Origin of the sequence: Clostridium sp. SGI.024, assembly GCF_050315195.1 — a bacterium.
Lineage (GTDB): Bacteria > Bacillota > Clostridia > Clostridiales > Clostridiaceae > Clostridium.
The window spans coordinates 14495-36356 of the sequence record NZ_JBNPON010000002.1 but is presented as its reverse complement, the minus strand read 5'-3'; the positions used below and the strand labels follow the sequence as shown (position 1 = coordinate 36356).

Below are 21862 nucleotides of genomic sequence, written 5' to 3'. Positions count from 1 at the left end.
TTAAAGAACAAAATATGCATAAATTTATTCAATAAAAGCAAAATAAAAACATTATAATAAAGGAGTGTATATTAATGAATGAAAAAATAATGGCCTTTAATGACGAAAATGGAAATAGAATTGAATATGCAATATTAGAGCAAAAATTAATTTGTGGTAAAGAATACGTTGCAATGGCACCTGTAAAGGATAAATCACATATCGAAATTTATAAAATAAACTTTGATAAAAATTGGAATGAAACTTTAAGCGAAGTAGATTCAGAAACTGAAATTAATATGTTTAAGCAAGTTTCATCTTTAAAATTCTAAATACAAGCATAAATTAACTAATAATGAAAGGAACGTCAAAATAGATGTTCCTTTTAAATTTATTCCAATGAAAAAAGAAATTATTACCTTTAGTGTTAAGAGAAGAAATATAATTCTAGTTTGGCTTGGTGTCTGTGATGGAAAAGCTAGCATTATATTTCTTTCTCCATTACATTCACAAATAAATTTACCCTGAATAATATAAAGTAAAATAAGTTTAGGAGTAAAGTTTTGATGAATAATTATAACTTAATAATGAAGTTACAAGCAAAAATGCAGGATCCTAGATTTTCAGAAAGATTTAATAGGATAGTATCAGAATTTAATAGCATTCCTGGAGTTCAACAAGAAGTAATGAGAATAGCACAAATAGAAGATGAAAGAAAAAGAGAAAAAGCATTATCTAGACTTCCTGATAGAGTTAAAAACTTAGTTAGAGAAGTTTATTCCTTACTTAATGATTAAATTATAATATATTAAATATTAACAAAAGTAAGATTAATAGCATATATTGTGTATTATAACAATATACAAGGAGATAAAAAAGATGGGAACTAATTGTGGATATAATGCCGAAAATTTTGAAGAAATTTTAAGCAGACTTGGCAATGATGAGGCTGAATTAACATCAAATGATAGTTTTGTTGATTCAGAAAATGGATTAGGTAATTTTAATTTTTCTGATTTAGAATCACTAAATTTTGAAGATTTAGATTCTAGCTGTAATAATGGAAGTAGAAGTAATTCAAACGACATAGACACTGCAAATTTAGGTTCAGACAATAACAGTAATTGTTCTTGTGGAGTTCTTAGTGCTAGAGAATGTTATGAAAAAGGATTAAGAGAAGGCTTAGAACAAGGCTTTATAAGAGGATTTTCTAGAGGAAAGCAACAAGGCAGAGAAGCAGGGCTAAGAGAAGGTTTTAATTCTGGACTTGAAAGAGGCTTAAGTAGATCAGAGGAATTAGCTAGAGCTGCTTATGAAAAAGGCTTTAGATGTGGATACCAAAAAGGCTTTAGATGCGGATATCAAAAAGGTTATAAAGAAGGATATAGTGCTGGACTTGAAAGAGGTACAAGAGAAGGTTTTAATAATGGCTTTAGAACAGGTTATAATAGGGCTTTAAGAGACGTAATTAGAGCAGTGAATAATTTAGCTTGTAATGCCAACAATGTAAGTACTGCATCAAATGAAAATGGAAATTCAAATTCATGTTGGAGAAATTGCAGATAATATTTAACATCTTAATTCACACAAGGTATATTATAATACTAAAGGGTTACTAATTATTATAGTAATCCTTTAATTAATTATAAATAATTTTTATTAATAAATACTGATTATTTATAATTGTGTTTATCTGAATATACATATAAAATATATATATAATAAAATATAAGTAAGGAGGTAAGCCCATGAATAATGTAACAGTAGCATTTTTAATTACATTATTTGCTGGACTTGCTACAGGGATTGGAAGTTTAATAGCTTTTTTAGCTAAAAGCACAAATAAAAAGTTCCTATCTGTTAGTTTAGGATTTTCAGCAGGTGTAATGATATATGTTTCAATGGTTGAAATATTTGTTAAAGCAAAAGATTCATTAATATTAGCTAGAGGCGAAAAAATAGGTAGTTGGCTCACAGTAATTGCTTTTTTTGTAGGAATGTTTTTAATAGCATTAATAGATAAAGTTGTTCCAAGTGGAGAAAATCCACATGAAGTTAAATTACTTCCTTCAGAAGAGGATGAAGAGGAAAGAAATAAAAAAGGTTTATTAAGAACAGGTTTATTTACTGCTTTAGCTATAGCAATTCATAATTTTCCAGAAGGTCTAGCTACATTTGTATCTGCTTTAAGTGATATGAAGATAGCAATTCCAATAGCAGTGGCAATAGCAATACACAACATTCCAGAGGGGATATCTGTGTCGGTTCCTATATATTATGCTACAGGAGATAAAAAGAAAGCCTTTATGTATTCTTTTTTATCAGGTATGGCAGAGCCTATAGGTGCAATAGTTGGTTATTTTCTCTTAAGAAATTTCTTTAGTGATTTATCCTTTGGAATAATATTTGCAATGGTTGCAGGTATAATGGTATTTATATCTTTAGATGAGTTGTTACCAGCAGCAAAGGAATATGGAGAACACCATCTATCAATATATGGATTAATATTAGGAATGATAGTAATGGCAGTAAGTTTATTATTATTCATTTAAGAAATAATGAAAAATTATTGTAAATATAACTTATTTGTAAAATTTTTTTCTATAAATAATTAATAAATGATGAATTTTAATAAAAAGATAAAAAACATATATAAAATAAATTATAATAAAAAAGAAAATAAATTTAGAAGTGAGGTTTGAAATGAAGTTAAATTGGAATAGTAAATATACAACTATAGCAGTATATTCTTTTTTAGTAGCAGTCTCAGTAATTTTATTTTATTTAGCAATATCACAAGTATCTATATTTACTGACAAGTTAAATTCAATATTTGTTATATTACAACCTTTTATTATTGGTTTTTCAATAGCTTATATAATTAATTTTCTTTTGAATTTTTATGAAAATAAGTTTTTTAAAGCGAAATATATGAAAAAGTTAAAATTTAAGTCTACTAAAGGGCTATCAATTTTACTTGCATATATAACTGCCTTTTTAATAGTTGGAATGGTAGTAAGATTTTTATTACCACAGGTAATTGATAGTATTGTTGGATTAGTTAATGACATACCAAATTATATAACAAATACTACAGATTTTGTTAATAATATTATTAAAGATTTACATATAGAAGAGCAATATTCAAAAGTTCTTTTGGATACTTTTAATGATTCTGTAAATCACATTATTAAATTTGTTACTAATTTAATACCAGCTTTAGGAGGCTTTTTAGCAAAAATTGCCTCAAGTATATGGAATGTAATATTAGGTATTATAATATCAGTATATTTACTAATTGATAAAGAAAAGTTATGTGCATTAAGCAAAAAGATTACTTTTGCTTTTTTCAATGAGAGATATGCTAATAATTTAATCAACTTAATTCATAAAAGCAACTATACCTTTGGAAGATTTTTAATAGGTAAAATAATAGATTCGTTAATTATAGGAGTATTAACATTTATTATATTAACTATATTTAAGATGCCTTATACTGTACTTGTATCAGTAATAGTTGGTATAACAAATATTATTCCATTCTTTGGACCATTTATAGGGGCAATACCATCATTTATAATTATACTATTTGTTTCTCCTATTCAAGCCTTATGGTTCTTATTAATAATATTATTTATTCAACAATTAGATGGAAATATTATTGGACCAAAAATATTAGGAGATACTATTGGTATATCAGCCTTTTGGATCTTATTCTCAATTTTAGTTGCGGGTAAGGTATTAGGTATAGTAGGAATGATTATTGGAGTTCCTCTATTTGCAATATTCTATTCTATAGTAAAAGTATTTGTAGAAGGAAGATTAGAAAAAAAAGGACTTAAAACAGAAACCAAGGATTATATGAGTTAATAAAAAAATTATAATTAACATAATTTAAAAATCCCAATACTATGATTTTCTAATAAAAGAAAATTTGTATTGGGATTTTTTTGTATGGATTTATTAAAAAAAACTTACATTTTGGGAAAAAATATAAAAAATGTTAATTATATATTGACATAATGTTGGCTCAATACGATAGTATATAAATATATAATAATATAAAAATCTATTTTAGTTGTAAGGAGGAGTATGGATAAGTATAGAGAAATTGCAAAAGAAATGATATTAGAATTGAATAAAGTTATTTTGGGAAAGGAATCATTTATATTTGAAGTTGTAGCAGCTTTATTAGCAAATGGTCATATATTATTAGAGGATATACCTGGTGTTGGAAAAACAACCTTAGCAATAGCTGTTTCAAAATTAATGGGACTTCAATGTAATAGAGTTCAGTTTACACCAGATGTACTTCCATCAGATTTAACTGGATTTTCTATATATAGTAGAGAAACAGAAAAATTTGTTTATCAGCCTGGAGCTGTATTTTGTAATCTTCTTTTAGCAGATGAGATTAATAGAACATCTCCAAAGACACAGTCTGCACTTTTAGAGGTTATGGAAGAAATGCAGGTTACAGTTGATGGAATAACTAGAAACCTTACATTACCATTTTTAGTTATTGCAACACAGAATCCATTAGGAACAGTAGGAACTCAGCCTTTACCACCTGCACAGATGGATCGTTTTATTGTATGTATGACAATGGGGTATCCTGATTTTGAAAATGAGATGTTAATGGCAAAAGAGATAGATGGAGGAAAACGGACAGAAGGATTAAAGGCAATTGCAGATGCAGAAGTATTGGTTAATATGCAAAAAGAAGTAGAAAAGGTTTTTGTAAATGATACTATATATGAATATATTGTAAGACTAATTACTGAAACAAGAAAAAGTCAGTATCTTAGTATTGGGGTAAGTCCAAGAGGCACTATTTCCCTTGTAAAGATTTCAAAAGCAGTTGCATGGTTAAAGGGAAATGATTTTGTATCCCCTTCTGATGTATATGATTTATTCCCTGCAGTAGCAAGACATAGAATTCATATTAGTGCAAAGGCTAGGATTGATGGAATTGATAAAGAGGAAATTATACAAGAAATTTTAAATAATATAAAAATGCCCTCATTTAAAAGGAAGTGATTAAATGAGAAAAATAATATATTATAGTTTTCTTATACTTACATTTTATTTAGCAGGAACACATAAATTAAAGGTACTGAATTTATTAGTTTTTTCAGAGCTAATTTTATTTATTATACTTTATTTAACAACTAGGTATTTTATAAGGAGGATAGATGCAAAAGTTGAATTACATAATGGTCAAATAAAGAAAGGAAATACAATAAAAGGTAAAATACTAGTAACAAATGAAGGATATCTTCCTATTACACGCTTTAGTATAAAGATAGAATACTTTCATAATAAAGTATCTAAAACTGCAGTAAAAAAGATAAATGGATATGTTTCTGCAAGAAGTAAAACTCAAGTGGAATTCCAAATGAAGTCTGAATTTTGTGGAATAGTAAATCTAAGAATTAAAGAAATAAAAATATATGATTATTTATCACTTTTCAAAAAGAAGAAAAAAGGAAATAGTCATACAGAGATTTTAGTATTCCCATGTGGATATAAGCTTAAAGCTGAAATTGAAAGTAATAATTATATATATTTTCCTTTAGAAGATGGAAGATATTCAGAAACCTTAGTGAATCAACCTCCTGAAATATTATGGATTGATAAATATAAGGAAGGTGATTCTCTGCGTGATATACATTGGAAATTAACTGCTAGAAATAATGAGGTATTAAGTAAAAAGTATTCTTCTAATACAGAAAATAGGATTACATTTTTTATAGATTTAAGAAAAGAAAGAGATGTAAGTATAGAGAAAAAAGATATTTTTTATGAATTATGTTCAGCTATTTCTCTTGGTTTAATTGAAAATAAAATATCACACTTAGTAAGATGGTACGATATTAAAAAATCTAGTATTGTAGAGACATTAGTAAGAACAGAAGAAGATTATTTAAATATGATACAAGAATTAATGGTAAAAGTAGATATATATGAGGAAAAAACTGATGATAAACTTTTGAATAAATTATATTCATATGAAAGTTATTTTGAAACTGTTATATCTTTAAATTTAGAATTTAAATTATTCTTAAATGAGAGTTTGCTTATGCAGTTTTCTGAAGAAAATTATATAGAGGAAATAGAAAGAAGGTGTCTAACTGTTTAAGTTTATAAGAAAAAAGCAAACTAAAGATAATGTAGGTATTAATTTTGAAGTAATGGATTTTACAGCAAATAAAGAAAATAGAAATATATTATCAGAGATAATACTATTTCTTAGCTATGTTTCTGGAGTTATTGGAATACTTTATAGTATATCCTTTAGTCCATTTTTAAACTTTAAGAAAACAATGATTTACATTCTTTCAGTAGGTATCTGTATTATTATTTATGTTTTATATAATAATAAAAAAATGAAGAGCATATGGATAATTTTTAGTTTATTATTACTATTTAATATAAACTTTTTCTTGGAACAGTGGAAAAATATATTTACTTTAGTATTTTCTGATATAATGCAGCTTAAGAAGTTTGATATTACAGAGACAGTATTAATATTTTCCTTTTTAGTATCTCTTATTATATATTGGCTTACCTTCAAAAAAGGAAAGGGTTGGTTAATATATTTAGTTTCAATAGCTGTTATAATAGTTGGACCAATCATAGGTAATCCACCTGATATTATTCAAGTATGTTTATTTGTATTTTTTCATATAGGAACTGCTATTACAGGTAATATGAAAGTAAGTAAGAAAAATAAGGATAAGATTAAGCCAGAACTTATTAATAATGCTGGAATAAGTGCTTTGCTTACAGCAATTTTATTTATTTTAGCTTTATTATTTACTTATAGAATAACTGGTAAAACTATGAACTTTTTTTATTCATTACCTGTGAAATTAGAAGAGGAAATTAAAGATATTGCAATAATAAATAAATCTAACTCTTCAAGTCAGGGAAGAGTAAGCAGAGGGAACAATAATGCAAAAGGAATAAAAAAGTTAGAAGTAGTTGTATCAGAAAAGCCAGAAGAGATAATATATCTAAAAAATTTTATTGGTATAAACTATTTAAATAACAAGTGGGAAAAGGATAATGAATTAAATTATTCATTAGATAAAATTAAAGGTGATAATGGAAATAAAATATATAATAGTAATCTTACAAATTATTTTGATAAGCAATTTTTTTTAGTTCAAAGTAATGAGTTTGAAAATAATCAAGAAGTAAATTTATATTCTACTATATGGCTAAGAGTAAAGCATCTTACTTCAGAGAATTTAGGGCACTATATTCCTTATATTTCTAAATCTCAGCGTCTTGGACAAAAAGAATATACATTTTTAACATATAGTAATGATAAATTTTTAAATGCTATAAAAGATATAGAAAGTGAATCTTTTACATGGTTTAAAAACACAAACCAAACAGAATATTCTTATATTAAAGATAGATATCTAAATGTAGAAAAAGAAAGATTTCCAAAGCTTTTTAATTTATGTCAGGAAAATTATGTTGATGGAACTGATAATATTACAGAATTTATAAAAAGTACCTTATGGTCAAAAGCAGCATATACATTATCTCCTGGTATAATGCCCTTTAATAAAGAAATACCTGAGTACTTTTTATTTGAAGGTGGAAAAGGTTATTGTGTACATTTTGCAACTACTGCAACCTTAATGTATCGTATGTATGGAATACCTGCTAGATATGTTACAGGATATATAGCAAGACCATCTGAATTTAAAGAAGAATCTGGTGGAATATATACAGCAACACTTACAGATAGAGAAGCACATGCATGGGTAGAAATCTATACAAAGGATTATGGATGGGAGAGAGTAGAAGTAACACCATCTATAAATGAAGTTATTGCTGAAACAAATGAAGAAAAGGAGGTTATAGCTAAAGAAATTACTAATAACATAAGTGAAAATATTAAGGAAGAAAAAGAAATTGAAAGAATTCCAGAGGAAATAAATAATAATAAAGCAGATAATTCTGATAATAAATGGGAATTAGTGTTAAAGGTGATAAAGGGTTTAGGAATAAGTACAGTAGTTTTAATTTCTATAATTGCTCTTTGTTATATTGTTATACTTAGAAGGAAAAAAATAATAAGAAAATATAAAAAGTCTTATTCAGATGTTTTAGTTACAAAGATTGTAGAAGTTCTTCATTTTGGAGGATATATAAAAGATTACACAGGGATGGAACCAGAATTTCCTAAGGTAATTTCTAGTATAGTACCAAAGCTTACTAATGAAGATGCAGAAAAAATAATGAAATATGCATTTCAAGAGGCCTTTGGTAATAGCCATGTCTCACCTAAAAAAACAAAAGAAACATTAAAGGCTTATAAAAATTCCTGCATCTTCGTTTATGAGAGTCTTCCTATATGGAAGAAAGGATACTTTAAATATATAAAAGCATATTGGTAAAAATGTAGAATGTAAAATGTAAAATGTAGAATTATTGATGTAATTCGAAACGAATTACTGAAAATATATGTTTTAGAAACTCCTAGAGGAGTTTCTTCTTTACTTTACATCATTCACAATTATAAATTAAGTAAGAAACTCCTTTTGGAGGTTCTTACTTAATTATTCATTATTAATTATTCATTTTTCACTGTGCGAAGCACATCTCTACCAGCTTCCTGATGAGCCACCGCCACCTGAAGAACCGCCACCGAAGCCACCAAAGCCACCACCGCCATCAGAGGAACCACCACCGAAGCCGCCATAACCGCCAAAACCGCCACGGCCACCTCCACCATGTCTATTACCTCCAGATAAGATGAGAGCTTTAATAATAAATCTAATGATTCTACCGCGATTAAATATAATGTCAATTAATAGAAGTATACCCAATAGACCAAGAGAGCTAAATTCAAAAATACTGCTATTATCATTATTATTATCATTATTTGGAATAGTTATGTTTAATGATTTTTCTAAAGAAACATCATATTCCTCTGCAATTAAATCACTAAAAGCACTGTAACTATCAACTATACCTGTTCCATAATCATTGGTTTTGAATTTTTCCTTAGCTAAGGATTCCATAACTCTATTACTTAATGCATCAGGAATTGCACCTTCTAAGCCTCTACCAACTTCAACTCTCCAGTTTCTATCATTGATTGCAATTAATACTAATAAACCATTATCCTTATCTTTTTGCCCAATTCCCCAAGTTCTAAAGAGATTTAAAGCATAATTTTCAATGGGTCTTCCATTAGTACTATCTATTATAACAGTAACAGCTTGAGCTCCAGTTTTATCTTCTAATTCCTTCCCAATGGATATTATTCTCTCTTTTTCTTCTTGGGTTAATATTCCAACATAATCATTTACGTATTTATAATCAGTAGGAGATGGATAATTGGTTTCAGCAGAAGCAATTAGAGAAAAACTTACTAATAAAAAAAGAGAAGATAAGAGAAGTACCTTTAATTTGGAAAATACTTTCATATTTACCTAGTAAAATCTACTGATGGCACTTCACTAGCATTATCACTTGCTTTGTAAAGTGGTTTAGCTTCAAAACCAAAAATTGAAGCTACGATATTTGTAGGAAATCTTCTCAATTTAGTGTTATAGCTAGTTGCAGCAGTATTATAGTCTTGCCTAGCAACAGCTATTCTATTTTCAGTTCCTTCTAATTGTATACTTAAATCTTTAAAATTTTCATTTGATTTTAAGTCAGGATATCTTTCAACAACTACTAATAATCTAGATAAAGCATTTGATAATTCACTATCAGCATTAGCTTGTTCTGTAATATTAGAAGCTCCAGATAGCTTACTTCTTGCATTTGCAATATCTGTGAATATGTCTTTTTCTTGAGTTGCATATCCTTTAACTGTATTAACTAAGTTAGGTATTAAGTCAGATCTTCTTTGAAGTTGAGTATCTATATCTGAAGATGCTTTATCAACTTGTTGTTCTAATCCAACTAAACCATTGTAACTAGAGATAATAGGAAAGGCTATTATAGCAATAATTACAACTACAGTTATTAATATCTTTAATCCATTTTTCATAAAAACACCCCTTTCTATATATTACTATTATAACATACATAAATAGTATATGGATAAGAGGGACGTCTTATTAAGGATTCTCTAATGAAAAAATCAAATTATATTAATATGCAAATAATAATTATAAGTTCTAAGAATTTCGATATATTTGTTAAGTTTTTTATATGGTAGTAAATTACATATAAATTTATAATAAATGTGTAAACGAAATCAATTAAATTATATTTATGAGAGATGGAGGGTTAATATGAAAAAAGTTAAAAAATTACTTACAATGGCAATGGCTACAGTAATGGTAACAGCTTCATTAGTAGGCTGTGGGGGAAAAGAGTCTGGAAATACTTCAAAGGGAGACAAGGTAAAAGTTGGGGTATGCTTATATAAATTTGATGATACTTATATTTCAACAGTTCGTCAAAACTTAGAAAAAATTCAAAGTGAAAATTCAGATAAAGTTGAATTTACTTTTTATGATGGAAAAGGTGACCAAGCTACTCAAAATGATAGTATAGATACATTATTACAAAAGGATGTAGATTTATTATTAGTTAATTTAGTTGATACAGGTGCTGCACCAACTGTAATAGATAAGATTAAAGCAGCTAAAAAGCCAGTAGTATTATTTAATAGAGAACCAGCAGCTACTGCAATAAAGGCATATGATAAAGCTATATTTGTTGGAACTAATGCAAAAGAAGCTGGAGTTATGCAAGGAAAAATTCTTACAAATTTATGGAATAAAGATTCAAAAGCTATAGATAAGAATGGAGACGGAGTTTTACAATACGTTATGTTAAAGGGTGAACCTGATAATCCAGAAGCAGTTGCAAGAACTCAATTCTCAGTTTCTACTTTAAATGATAATAAAATTAAAACAGAAGAATTAGCACTTCAAGTTTGTAACTGGGATCAAGCTTTAGCTCAAAATGCAACTGAAGCATGGTTCTCAAAATTTGGTGACAAGATTGAAGCTGTAATAGCTAATAACGATGGTATGGCACAAGGTGCTATAGCAGCATTACAAGCTCAAGGATATAACAATGGTGATAAAGCAAAAACTATTCCAGTAGTAGGTGTTGATGCTACAGCAGCAGCTCAAGATTTAATAGCTAAAGGCTTTATGACAGGATCAGTTTTACAAGATGCTAAAGGAATGGCTAAGGCATTATATGATACAGGAATGAACTTAGCAGCTGGTAAGACTGCTATAGATGGAACTTCATATAAATTTGATGATAGTGGAGTTGCAGTACGTATTCCATATCAAGAATATACTAAATAAAAAAGTAGATTAATTGTTGCAGAATATAAAATAAATATATTTTCAGATTGGAGCTGCTTAGACAGCTCCTTTAATAAATAATTGAAAAGTGGTGAATAAGATATGGCAGATACAAAATATGTTCTTGAAATGATAGATATTTGTAAGGAGTTTCCAGGCGTCAAAGCATTAGATAATGTTCAATTGAAAGTAAGGCCAGGAACTGTACATGCTTTAATGGGAGAAAATGGAGCGGGAAAATCTACGTTAATGAAATGTTTATTTGGGGTTTATATTGAAGATAACGGAGAGATATTTATAGAAGGGGAAAAAAGTAAATTTTCTAATCCAAAGCAAGCAATGGATAACGGAGTTGCAATGGTTCACCAAGAGTTAAATCAAGTTTTACAAAGAAATGTTATGGATAATATATGGCTTGGGAGATACCCTGGAAAATCTGGCATAGTAAATGAAAAGAGTATGTATGATGAAACAAAAAAAATCCTAGATGAATTAGATATAGATATTGATCCAAGAATAAAGATGGCTAAACTTTCTGTATCTCAAAGGCAAATGGTTGAGATAGCAAAGGCAGTTTCATATAATGCTAAAATATTAGTCTTGGATGAGCCTACATCTTCATTAACAAATGAAGAAGTAAATCATTTATTTAAAATTATAAATAAATTAAGAGACAAGGGCTGCGGTATTATATATATTTCTCATAAGATGGAAGAGATTCTTCAAATTTCTGATGATGTAACAATTATGCGTGATGGTAAGTGGATAGATACAATTCCAGCAAAGGATCTTACAACTGATAAGATTATAAAGTTAATGGTTGGACGTGATTTAACTAATAGATTTCCACCTAAGACAAATAAACCTGAAGATATAATATTAGAAGTTAAAAATTTAACTGGTGCTTATCAACCTTCAATTAAAGAAGTATCCTTTGAATTAAGAAAGGGAGAAATTCTTGGTATTGCAGGATTAGTAGGTTCAAAGAGAACTGAATTGTTAGAAACAATATTTGGAATAGCTAAACATAGTGAAGGGGAATTAATACTTAATGGTAAAAAGGTAGAAAATAGTGATTCTCGTAAGGCAATAAAAAATGGCTTTGCTTTATTAACAGAAGAACGTAGAGCAACAGGGGTATTTGGACAGCTTGATATTAAGTTTAATACTATGATTGCTAATATAGATAGATACAGTAAATATGGTGTATTAGACAATAAGAAGATGACTGAAGACACTAAATGGACAATAGATAGTATGAAGGTTAAGACTCCAAGTCAAAAAACATTAATTAGAAGCTTATCAGGAGGAAATCAACAAAAAGTAATTATAGGAAGATGGCTTTTAACTAACCCAGAAATATTATTATTAGATGAGCCAACAAGAGGGATAGATGTTGGTGCTAAATATGAAATATATCAACTTATTATAGATCTAGCAAATAAGGGGAAAGGTGTTATAGTTGTATCATCTGAAATGCCAGAGCTATTAGGGATTTGCGATAGAATACTAGTAATGTCAAATGGTAAAGTAGCTGGAATTAGTGACGCAGATAAATTAACACAAGAAGATATTATGACTATGGCTGCTAAATATATTTAGGATAGAGGTGGAACCTATGGATAAAGTTAAATTTAATAAAGAATCATTACAAAATTTCTTACTTAATTATGCATTATATATAGTTTTGTTTATAATGATAATTTTCTTTGTTATAAAGGAACCAGGCTTCCTTTCATTAAAGAATTTTACTAATATTTTAAGTCAAGCATCAACCCGTGGTATCTTAGCACTTGGGGTTGCAGGATTAATAGTTCTTCAAGGAACTGACCTTTCAGCAGGACGTATTTTAGGATTTACAGCTATTGTATCAGCATCATTACTACAATCAACAACATATGCTGCTAGAATGTATCCTAACTTAAAAGCATTACCTTTGATAGTACCAATGTTTTTAGCTATATTAATAGGTGGAATATTTGGAGCAATTAATGGATTTGGGGTTGCAAAATTAAAAGTACATGCATTTATTATAACTCTGGGAACTCAACTTATAGCTTATGGTGCATCTTGCTTGTATATTGATAGGCCACCACTAGGAGCACAACCTGTTGCTAACTTAGATGAAAGATACACAGCCTTTGTTAATGGATATTTAAGATTAGGAAGTATAGAAATTCCATACTTAGTATTTTATCTTGCAATTGTTGCAGCTATTATGTGGTTTGTATGGAATAAAACAAAGCTTGGAAAGAATATGTTTGCAATTGGGGGAAATCCAGAAGCAGCAGCTGTTTCAGGTGTTAACTTAGTTAAGAATATAATGTTCATATTTATAATATCAGGAGTACTTTATGGACTTGCTGGATTTTTAGAAGCTGCTAGAGCAGGTTCAACTACAACTAGTACTGGTTTTAACTATGAATTAGATGCAATTTCTGCTTGTGTAGTTGGTGGTGTTTCATTTACTGGAGGTATTGGAACAATTCCTGGAGTTTTATTAGGAACAGTATTACTTCAAGTAATAAACTATGGACTAAACTTCATAGGTGTAAATGCATACTGGCAATATATAATTAGAGGGTTGATAATTATAGTTGCAGTTTCATTAGATGTAAGAAAATATATAGCAAAGAAATAATAAAGGAAAGTATTGTTATGGAAAGTGAAGATATAAAGACAAAGAAGGAAGAAATGCCTAAAAAGTCTATGAGAGACACACTTTATGGAAATCTAGATGTATCAGTAAAAACTATGGACAAGATTATAGTAGTATTATTTATTTTAATTTTCTTGTCATTGATAATTGGGATATTAGTATAAAATAAAAAATACTTTAGGAATAACTTTCATAATTACCAGTGAAATCAGTAATTATTATATTAAGTGTATAAGGAGATAAATATTATATGCCTGCTATTTAAAGCTTATTATAAGTAGCAAGGAATATGATATTTATCTCCTTTTTTGTATTTAAATATTTATGAAAATGTTTAAAGAAGTATGATATAATAAATTTTAATAATAAGTATTTATAATACATAAATTATAAAAGTAATTCTATATTATTTATAGGAGGTATTTATGGGGTTATACAAGTTAATGATTGTAGATGATGAAGAGGAAATTAGACTTGGAGTAATTAAGAAGATTAATTGGGAAGAAAATGGTTTTTTAGTTGTAGGAGATGCAGAAAATGGACAAGAAGCCTTAGAATTAGCGGAAAAACTTCATCCAGATGTAATAATGACAGATATAAAGATGCCCTTTATGGATGGTTTGGAGCTTGGTAAAAAAGTAGTTGATTTAATGCCATCAACTAAAATAATTATTTTTTCAGGTTCAGATGATTTAGAATATGCACATCAAGCAATTAAAATAAATGTAGTAGAATATGTTTTAAAGCCTATTAATTCTATTGAGCTTATAGAGGTATTAAAAAGATTAAAAGAAACATTAGATAAAGAATATAATGATAAGAGAAATATGGAAGTCCTTGAAAAGCACTATTTAGAAAGCATACCAGTAATAAGAGAACAATTATTAATAGGTGCTTTAGAAGGTAGAGTTACTAAAGAACAATGGAAAGAAAATGAAAAAAAGCTAGGGCTAGATTTTATAAATAAATATTTAAGTATAGCCTTAATAAATATTGATGATTTAATTAGAAAAGAAGAAAATAGATTAGTTTTAATATCCCTTAAGAATATTGTAGATGATACTTTGAAAAGTTATTGTAATTTTATTAGCTTTCCTTATTTAGATAAAATAGCAATTTTATTATCTTTTAATGAAAAGGATAACATGATTAATGTTATAAAAGGACTGAATGAAGTGTGTAAGATTTTTGAATGTGTATTTAGCAGTTCAATATCTATTGGAATAGGAAGAATATATCAGGATATTAATGAAATAAGATTTTCTTATAGAACAGCACAAAGTGCATTAGCTTATAGACCAATAGTAGGAATTGGAAAGTCTATTTTTATTGATGATGTTGAACCAGATAATTCTATACAACTTCAATTTGAAGATCAAGAAGAAATTAAATTTTTAAATTCAATTAAGCTTTCAAGCGAAGAAGAAATAGAAATAGAAGTGGAAAATATATTCAAAAAGATAGAAGAATCCAGAGTATCAATAGAGAAGTATAGAATATATTTAATGGAGGTTCTTATATCAATAGTTAAGTTACTACAAAGTTATAATATAGAAGTTAATAAGATTTTTGGAGAGGAATTTAACTTTTACACTTATTTAGATGGATTTAATTCAATTGGAGAAATTAAAAAATGGTTTGTAAAGAAATCTATATTATTAAATGAAATAATTAAGAAGGAAAGAGTTAATTCATCTAAAATATTAGTCGAAAAAGCTAAGGAATATATAAAAAATAATTACAATGATGATGAATTATCTGTAGAAAAGCTATGCTTAAATTTACATGTAAGTCCAACATACTTTTCTACTATATTTAAAAAAGAAACAGATATGAGTTTTGTAAGCTATCTTACAGATATAAGGCTTGAAGAAGCTATAAAATTATTAAATACAACAGATGATAAAACATATGTAATAGCAACAAAAGTTGGATATCAGGAAGCAAATTATTTTAGTTACGTATTTAAGAAAAAATTTGGAATATCACCATCTAGATATAGAAAGAACTGAGAAAATTATTATGTTTAAATTTATTAAGGATAAAGTTAATAATTATTATAAGAAGGCCAGCATTAAATATATAATTTCAATATCCTTTACTATAGTTGCTGTTATTGGAATGATAGTAGTGGGAGGAGCATTATATTTAAGATTTTCTAACTCTACTGAAGAAATGGTTTCAAAGAATAACCAAACAATTATTGAGCAAGTTAATTTAAATTTAGATAGCTATTTAAGGAATATGATGAAAATTTCTGACACCATTTATTATAGGGCAATTAAGAAGACTGATATGTCAGTAGAGAATATAGAAAAGGAAATGGACTTAATATATGAAGCCAATAAAGATAATTTAATAAGTATAACTTTATTTTCTGAATTTGGTGAAATAATAGAGTCTTATCCACTTCAACAGCTGAAAAAAAACATAGATCCTAGAATTAATGATTGGTTTAAAAATGCAAAAAATAGAAAAGAAAATTTACATTTTTCAACTCCTCATGTTCAAAATTTATTTTATGATCCTGACTATAAATATACATGGGTAGTTTCATTAAGTAGAGCAGTTGAGATAACAAATAAAAGGAAAATAAGCAGTGGTGTGCTTTTAGTAGATATGAACTTCAGTGGAATAGAGCAAATTTGTAAAAATGTTGAAGTAAGTAAAAATGGATATGTATATCTTATAGATAGAGATGGGGAGATAATTTATCATCCTAGGCAACAGTTAATTTATTCAAATTTAACAACTGAAAATAATAAGGAAGCAGCTAAATATGAAGATGGTAATCATATAGAAAAATTTGAAGGAAGTAATAGATTAGTTACAGTTAAAACAGTTGGATATACAGGTTGGAAGTTAGTTGCTATATCACCAATGTCTGATGTTACTGCAGGCTATTATGAATTTAGAGTTTTTGCAATATTTATTATGATTTTTGCAATATTTACGTTAATATCAATTAATATGTTTGTGTCATCAAGAATAGCTAATCCTATAAAAGATTTAGAAAAGGCTGTTAAAGAATTTGAAAATGGTGTTGAAAACTTAAATATATCTGAAAGTGGTTCTTATGAAATTCAGCATTTAACTAAAGCAATAAAATCAATGGTAAATCAGATGAATTTACTTATGAAAAATATAATGGTAGAGCAGGAGTCAAAAAGAAAGAGTGAATTAAATGCATTACAAGCACAAATTAATCCACATTTTCTTTATAATACTTTAGACTCAATAATTTGGATGATAGAAAATGAAAATTATGATGGGGCAATAGTTATGGTTACTGCTTTAGCTAGATTTTTTAGAATAAGTTTAAGTAAGGGTAAAAATATAATTACAGTAAAAGATGAATTAGAACATGCTAGAAATTATTTAACTATACAAAGCATAAGATATAAAAATAAATTTATTTATAGTATAGAAGCAGATGAGGATACTTTAAATTTAACTAGTATTAAATTAATAATTCAACCACTTATAGAAAATGCTATATATCATGGCATGGAATATATGAATGGTGATGGAGATATATTAGTAAAATCCTATAAAAAGGGTGAAGATTTGTATATAGATATAATTGATAATGGATTAGGAATGCCTCAGGAAGTAGCAGACAAGCTTTTAACTGAAAAAAGTAATAATATTCAAAAGAAAGGATCTGGAATAGGATTAAATAATGTACATCAGAGGATTAAGCTATATTTTGGAAGTGATTATGGCTTAGAGATTTATAGTGAACCAGATGAAGGAACAACAATTAGAATTCATATGCCATCTGTAGAATTTAATAGTATTAAGGAGGATAAGTAATGAGAATAAAGAAAAAAATAGTTTTATTTATTTTATTTTTATCTGTATTAGTATCCTCACTAATATTAATTAAAGAAGGTTGGAAAAAAGAAGTTTTAGTTTATGATATTGCTGTAATAATTAGAGGAAAAAATACTGAAGAATGGAGTGTAATGAAGGCTGGAATGAATCAAGCATCTTCAGAAATGAATGTGAATCTTAGAGTTATATCTTTACTTGATGAAAATAATGTTGAGGAACAAAAGGAGTATTTACAAAGGCAAATAGATTCAGGAACAGATGCCATAATTATATCTCCTGCAGATTACACAGATTTAGTAGATTTAATAGAAAGCATTAATAAAAAAATACCAATAGTGTTATTTGAATCTAAAATAGACACAAAAGAAAATATACCTTATATATCTTGTGATAATTATAAATTAGGTCAAGAATTAGCAGAAGAGGTAGTAAGGAATGGAAATACTAGAAATCATATTATAATTGCTAAGAGTAACTATAAATATAGTAGTTTAAATGAGAGATACAATGGATTTATAGATGAAATAAATAAAGGCAAGAACACCTATGAAGTAATGGAAATGCCATTAGATGATTCAAAGCTATATAGTAAAATTAAAACTATATTATTAGATAATAAATCACAAGTTTTAGTAGCCTTTGAACCAAATGTTTTAGAAACTATTGGGAAAGTTAAGAAAAATGCGCTTAGCAATACTAATGTAGAGTCTGATATTGAACTATATGGAATAGGAAGAACAAGTGCCATAATTTCTTTAATAGAAGAAAAAATAATAGATGGAATTGAAATACAAAATGAGTTTAATGTTGGATATTTAAGTGTAAAAACTGCTGTATATAGAATAAAAAATAAAGAGTTAGATAATAAAATTAATATTGAATCCACTTTGATAAATAGTGGAAATATGTACTCTAAGGAAAATCAAAAAATCTTATTTCCAATTGTTAGATAATGATTTTATACCTAATAGAATAATTTAAGAAAATCTATAAAAAAGTTTTATAGTAAGGATTTATTAATGGGAGGGTATTTTGATAAAGTGTAAGAAGATTTTCAATATGCTTAGTTTAATAATTATTTCTACTTTAGTAGTTGGGTGTGCTAAAGATAGAAAGCTTAAATCCAAAGAAGAAATAAAAATTGGAGTAACATTATATAAGCAAGATGATGTTTTTATCTCAACAATTTCAAGTAACTTAGAAGAAATAGTTAAGAAAAATGGAAGTAATTATGACTTTAAAATTTTACTTGAAACTTTAGATGCAAAGGGGAGTACTTTAAATCAAGGAAATCAAGTTGATAAGTTTATTAATCAAGATTATGATGTAATATGTGTTAATTTAGTTGATAGAACAGCGGCAGCTACAATAATAGATAAGGTAAAATATGCAGATATTCCTATAATTTTCTTTAATAGAGAACCTGTAGAAGAAGATATGAATAGATGGAATAAAGTTTATTATGTTGGAGCCCAAGCAGAACAGTCAGCAAGATTACAAGCAGATATTGTTGCAGAACAGTGGAATTCTAATAAGGAGCTTTATGATAAAAATAAAGACGGAATAATTCAATATGTAATGCTTGAAGGAGAGCCAGGTCATCAAGATTCACTTATAAGAACAGAGTATTGTATCAAATCTCTAAATGAAAAAGGTATACAGTTAGAAAAATTAGCAGATGATAGTGCTAACTGGCAAAGTGATCAGGCAAATAGTAAAATGACTCAATGGATTAAAGAATTTGGAGATAAAATAGAAGTAGTATTTAGCAATAATGATGGTATGGCATTAGGAGCTATTCATGCAATAAATTCAAATAGTGATTTAATTAGGAAACCCATAGTTGTTGGTGTAGATGGAATAAAAGAGGCTATGGAGTCAATAAAGAATAAAGAAATGAATGGAACTGTAATAAGTGATTCAGTGGCTCAAGCAGAAGCTATTTTTGAAATAGCAATAGATGTAGCACAAGGGAAGTCTTTAGAAGATATTAGTGATATGGAAAAAGAGAAATATAAGAAAATACCACATACTAAAGTAACTATAAATAATGTAGATAAATACCTAAAATAATTTATAATGCATTATTAACTATTGTTTAAATAAGGGGATGTTTTTGCATCTTCTTATTTTTTATTCTTTATGAATTTATAAAAATATTTATTTTGAATGTTTAATTTATATATTGACAATGAATAATATAATGCTATAATTAAAACATAGTATTCCGATATGAATAATGACGATGAAGAGAAGAAGTAATTAATATCAATTATTTTAGAGAGAGCTAGTTTGCTGGAATAGCTTATAATTGTATTAATGAAGTGCATCTTAGAGTTTAATCCTTGAAACTAAGTAGGGGATTATGGGTTCTCCCATTATAGAGACTAGGTATCTTTAGTACCGATGACGAGATGGATATTTTATATCTAATCAGAGTGGAACCGTGGAAGTTAGACTTCTGCCTCTGTATAACAGGGCAGGAGTTTTTTTGTTCTTCTTTTAAAATCTTAATAATTTATATTGTAATTATAAAATTAATTAAAAGTAGGAGGGAAATATGAATATTAATATTAGTTTCAATTTAATTTTAGCAATAGTACTATCATTAGTAGGATTTTATGTTATTTATTTAGTAAAATTAAAGACTGGAAAGTTTTCTTATGCAACTTTAACAGCTTTAACAATAGGTTTAATTTTAGGAGCAGTTTTTAAGGAAAATCTTGCTTACCTTGAAGTTGTAGGTAAGGGATATATATCAATAATTAAAATGATAGTTGTACCATTAGTTATGGTATCAATAATAACAAGCATAATTAGACTTAAAAATTTAGATACTTTAAAATCAATAGGTCTTAAAACTATAGGTATATTATTAGGAACAACAGGACTTGCAACAATAATAGGATTAATTATAGGAAGAGTATTTAATTTAGGATATGGTTTAAATTATGTTGGTGTAGAAGGATTTACTCCAAAAGAAATACCAGCTTTTTCAAAGGTTATTTTAGATTTCCTACCATCTAATCCTGTAGCATCAATGGTGAATAATCAAATAATTCCAATAGTTATTTTTTCATTATTTATAGCAGTAGCATTAGTTATTGAAGATAATAAGAATCCAGAAAAGGTTAAAGCTTTTAAAGATTTTATATTATCAGCTTATGAGTTAGTATTAAGTATTACTAGGATAATATTAAAATTTATACCATATGGAGTATTTGCTTTAATAGCAACAGCAGCAGCAAAAAATGGAATAGATACAATAAAATCATTATTATTAGTTGTAGTAGCCGTTTATATAGCATGTATATTACAAATACTATTAGTTCATACACCATTAGTAGCTTTAGTTGCAAGAAAGAATCCATTAAAATTCTTTAAAGATATATCAGAAGCTCAAGTAGTAGCATTTACAAGTCAAAGTAGTTATGGTACATTACCTGTTACTATTAAGACTTTAGTAGAAAATGCTAAGGTTTCTGGAAATGTTGCAAGCTTTGTAGCTCCACTTGGATCAACAATGGGGATGAATGCTTGTGGTGGTTTATATCCAGCTATAGTAGCTATATTTGTAGCAAATGTATTTAAAGTAGATTTAACAATGTATCATTATATTCTAATAGTAGTGACTACAATAATTTCATCAATTGGTATAGCAGGAGTTCCTGGAGCAGCTACTATGTCAACAACTGTAGTATTATCAACAGCTGGATTACCAATAGAAGGTATGGCTATGGTAATGGCAGTAGATGCAATTATAGATATGATGAGAACATTAACTAATGTAACAGGAACAGCAGTTACAGCTGTAGTAGTAGATGAAACAGAAAAAAGAAAAAAAGAAAAATTAGCATCTAAAATAATAGCATAATAAATAACTGTATTAAACCTATATGACAGAGAAGAATTTAAGTAAATCTACTCATATAGGTTTATTCTTTAGAAATTATAAAAATTAATAACATTATTAATATTGAATTTTCTGATATATATTAAATTTAAATAATTATAATTTAGAATAGTACTATAATTATGTAGTATAGTATATAAACATAAGAATAATAGAAAAAATAGT

19 protein-coding genes and 1 other annotated feature are annotated in these 21862 nt (G+C 27.4%); of the genes, 17 read left to right on the top strand and 2 right to left on the bottom strand.

Going from position 1 to position 21862, the window contains the following annotated elements; translation table 11 throughout:
- The first annotated feature begins 74 nt into the window (after nt 1–74).
- The 8 genes from ACQRD5_RS01015 to ACQRD5_RS00980 all read left to right on the top strand — a co-directional run bounded on the left by ACQRD5_RS01015 (nt 75) and on the right by ACQRD5_RS00980 (nt 8399).
- Complete coding sequence (locus tag ACQRD5_RS01015; RefSeq protein ID WP_291626660.1) at nt 75–311, top strand: DUF1292 domain-containing protein; 237 nt, start codon at nt 75–77, stop codon at nt 309–311.
- A 234-nt stretch (nt 312–545) separates the two neighbouring features.
- Nucleotides 546–776, top strand: a complete 231-nt coding sequence (locus tag ACQRD5_RS01010) for a hypothetical protein (protein WP_291626720.1) — start codon at nt 546–548, stop codon at nt 774–776.
- Between the two features lie 82 nt (nt 777–858).
- A complete protein-coding gene (locus ACQRD5_RS01005; protein ID WP_291626658.1) occupies nt 859–1545 on the top strand; it encodes a hypothetical protein in 687 nt (228 codons plus the stop codon).
- Between the two features lie 182 nt (nt 1546–1727).
- On the top strand, nt 1728–2531 hold the full coding sequence (gene zupT / locus ACQRD5_RS01000; protein ID WP_294362584.1) for a zinc transporter ZupT: 804 nt from the start codon (nt 1728–1730) through the stop codon (nt 2529–2531).
- A 151-nt stretch (nt 2532–2682) separates the two neighbouring features.
- Complete coding sequence (locus ACQRD5_RS00995) at nt 2683–3849, top strand: AI-2E family transporter (RefSeq protein WP_427746419.1); 1167 nt, start codon at nt 2683–2685, stop codon at nt 3847–3849.
- 222 nt (nt 3850–4071) lie between these two features.
- Entirely contained in the window at nt 4072–5019 is a 948-nt protein-coding gene (locus tag ACQRD5_RS00990) for an AAA family ATPase (RefSeq protein WP_427746418.1), read from the top strand.
- 4 nt (nt 5020–5023) lie between these two features.
- Nucleotides 5024–6121, top strand: coding sequence for a DUF58 domain-containing protein (locus ACQRD5_RS00985; RefSeq protein WP_427746417.1), 1098 nt, complete (start codon nt 5024–5026; stop codon nt 6119–6121).
- A gap of 52 nt (nt 6122–6173) precedes the next feature.
- Nucleotides 6174–8399 carry a transglutaminase domain-containing protein gene (locus ACQRD5_RS00980; protein WP_320901534.1) on the top strand — a complete coding sequence of 742 codons (2226 nt, stop codon included), beginning with the start codon at nt 6174–6176 and terminating at the stop codon, nt 8397–8399.
- 207 nt (nt 8400–8606) lie between these two features.
- Here the strand turns inward: ACQRD5_RS00980 and ACQRD5_RS00975 are convergent, their stop codons facing one another.
- Together ACQRD5_RS00975 and ACQRD5_RS00970 are read right to left on the bottom strand one after the other, a co-directional pair.
- Nucleotides 8607–9434: a TPM domain-containing protein gene (locus tag ACQRD5_RS00975; protein ID WP_291626646.1), complete on the bottom strand. Its 828-nt coding sequence runs from the start codon at nt 9432–9434 to the stop codon at nt 8607–8609.
- A gap of 2 nt (nt 9435–9436) precedes the next feature.
- Nucleotides 9437–10006 carry a LemA family protein gene (locus ACQRD5_RS00970; RefSeq protein WP_291626644.1) on the bottom strand — a complete coding sequence of 190 codons (570 nt, stop codon included), beginning with the start codon at nt 10004–10006 and terminating at the stop codon, nt 9437–9439.
- A 247-nt stretch (nt 10007–10253) separates the two neighbouring features.
- On the opposite strand from ACQRD5_RS00970, the gene ACQRD5_RS00965 reads away from it, so the two are divergent.
- The 9 genes from ACQRD5_RS00965 (at nt 10254) to ACQRD5_RS00925 (ending at nt 21658) form a co-directional block, all read left to right on the top strand.
- Nucleotides 10254–11288, top strand: coding sequence for a galactose ABC transporter substrate-binding protein (locus ACQRD5_RS00965; protein ID WP_291626642.1), 1035 nt, complete (start codon nt 10254–10256; stop codon nt 11286–11288).
- 102 nt (nt 11289–11390) lie between these two features.
- Nucleotides 11391–12890, top strand: coding sequence for a galactose/methyl galactoside ABC transporter ATP-binding protein MglA (mglA, locus tag ACQRD5_RS00960; protein ID WP_291626640.1), 1500 nt, complete (start codon nt 11391–11393; stop codon nt 12888–12890).
- A gap of 16 nt (nt 12891–12906) precedes the next feature.
- Nucleotides 12907–13929 (top strand): galactose/methyl galactoside ABC transporter permease MglC, encoded by a 1023-nt coding sequence (gene mglC / locus ACQRD5_RS00955; RefSeq protein WP_291626638.1) that lies wholly within the window; start codon nt 12907–12909, stop codon nt 13927–13929.
- A gap of 17 nt (nt 13930–13946) precedes the next feature.
- On the top strand, nt 13947–14111 hold the full coding sequence (locus ACQRD5_RS00950; RefSeq protein WP_291626636.1) for a hypothetical protein: 165 nt from the start codon (nt 13947–13949) through the stop codon (nt 14109–14111).
- A gap of 261 nt (nt 14112–14372) precedes the next feature.
- Nucleotides 14373–15959: a response regulator gene (locus ACQRD5_RS00945; protein WP_291626634.1), complete on the top strand. Its 1587-nt coding sequence runs from the start codon at nt 14373–14375 to the stop codon at nt 15957–15959.
- 10 nt (nt 15960–15969) lie between these two features.
- Entirely contained in the window at nt 15970–17763 is a 1794-nt protein-coding gene (locus ACQRD5_RS00940; RefSeq protein WP_294170329.1) for a sensor histidine kinase, read from the top strand.
- Nucleotides 17763–18737 carry a substrate-binding domain-containing protein gene (locus ACQRD5_RS00935; RefSeq protein ID WP_291626631.1) on the top strand — a complete coding sequence of 325 codons (975 nt, stop codon included), beginning with the start codon at nt 17763–17765 and terminating at the stop codon, nt 18735–18737. The genes ACQRD5_RS00940 and ACQRD5_RS00935 overlap by 1 nt, the downstream gene beginning before the upstream one ends.
- A gap of 79 nt (nt 18738–18816) precedes the next feature.
- Nucleotides 18817–19857: a galactose ABC transporter substrate-binding protein gene (locus tag ACQRD5_RS00930; protein WP_427746416.1), complete on the top strand. Its 1041-nt coding sequence runs from the start codon at nt 18817–18819 to the stop codon at nt 19855–19857.
- A gap of 163 nt (nt 19858–20020) precedes the next feature.
- Nucleotides 20021–20256: a binding site (T-box leader), on the top strand.
- Between the two features lie 88 nt (nt 20257–20344).
- Complete coding sequence (locus ACQRD5_RS00925) at nt 20345–21658, top strand: dicarboxylate/amino acid:cation symporter (RefSeq protein ID WP_291626627.1); 1314 nt, start codon at nt 20345–20347, stop codon at nt 21656–21658.
- Nucleotides 21659–21862: the final 204 nt, after the last annotated feature.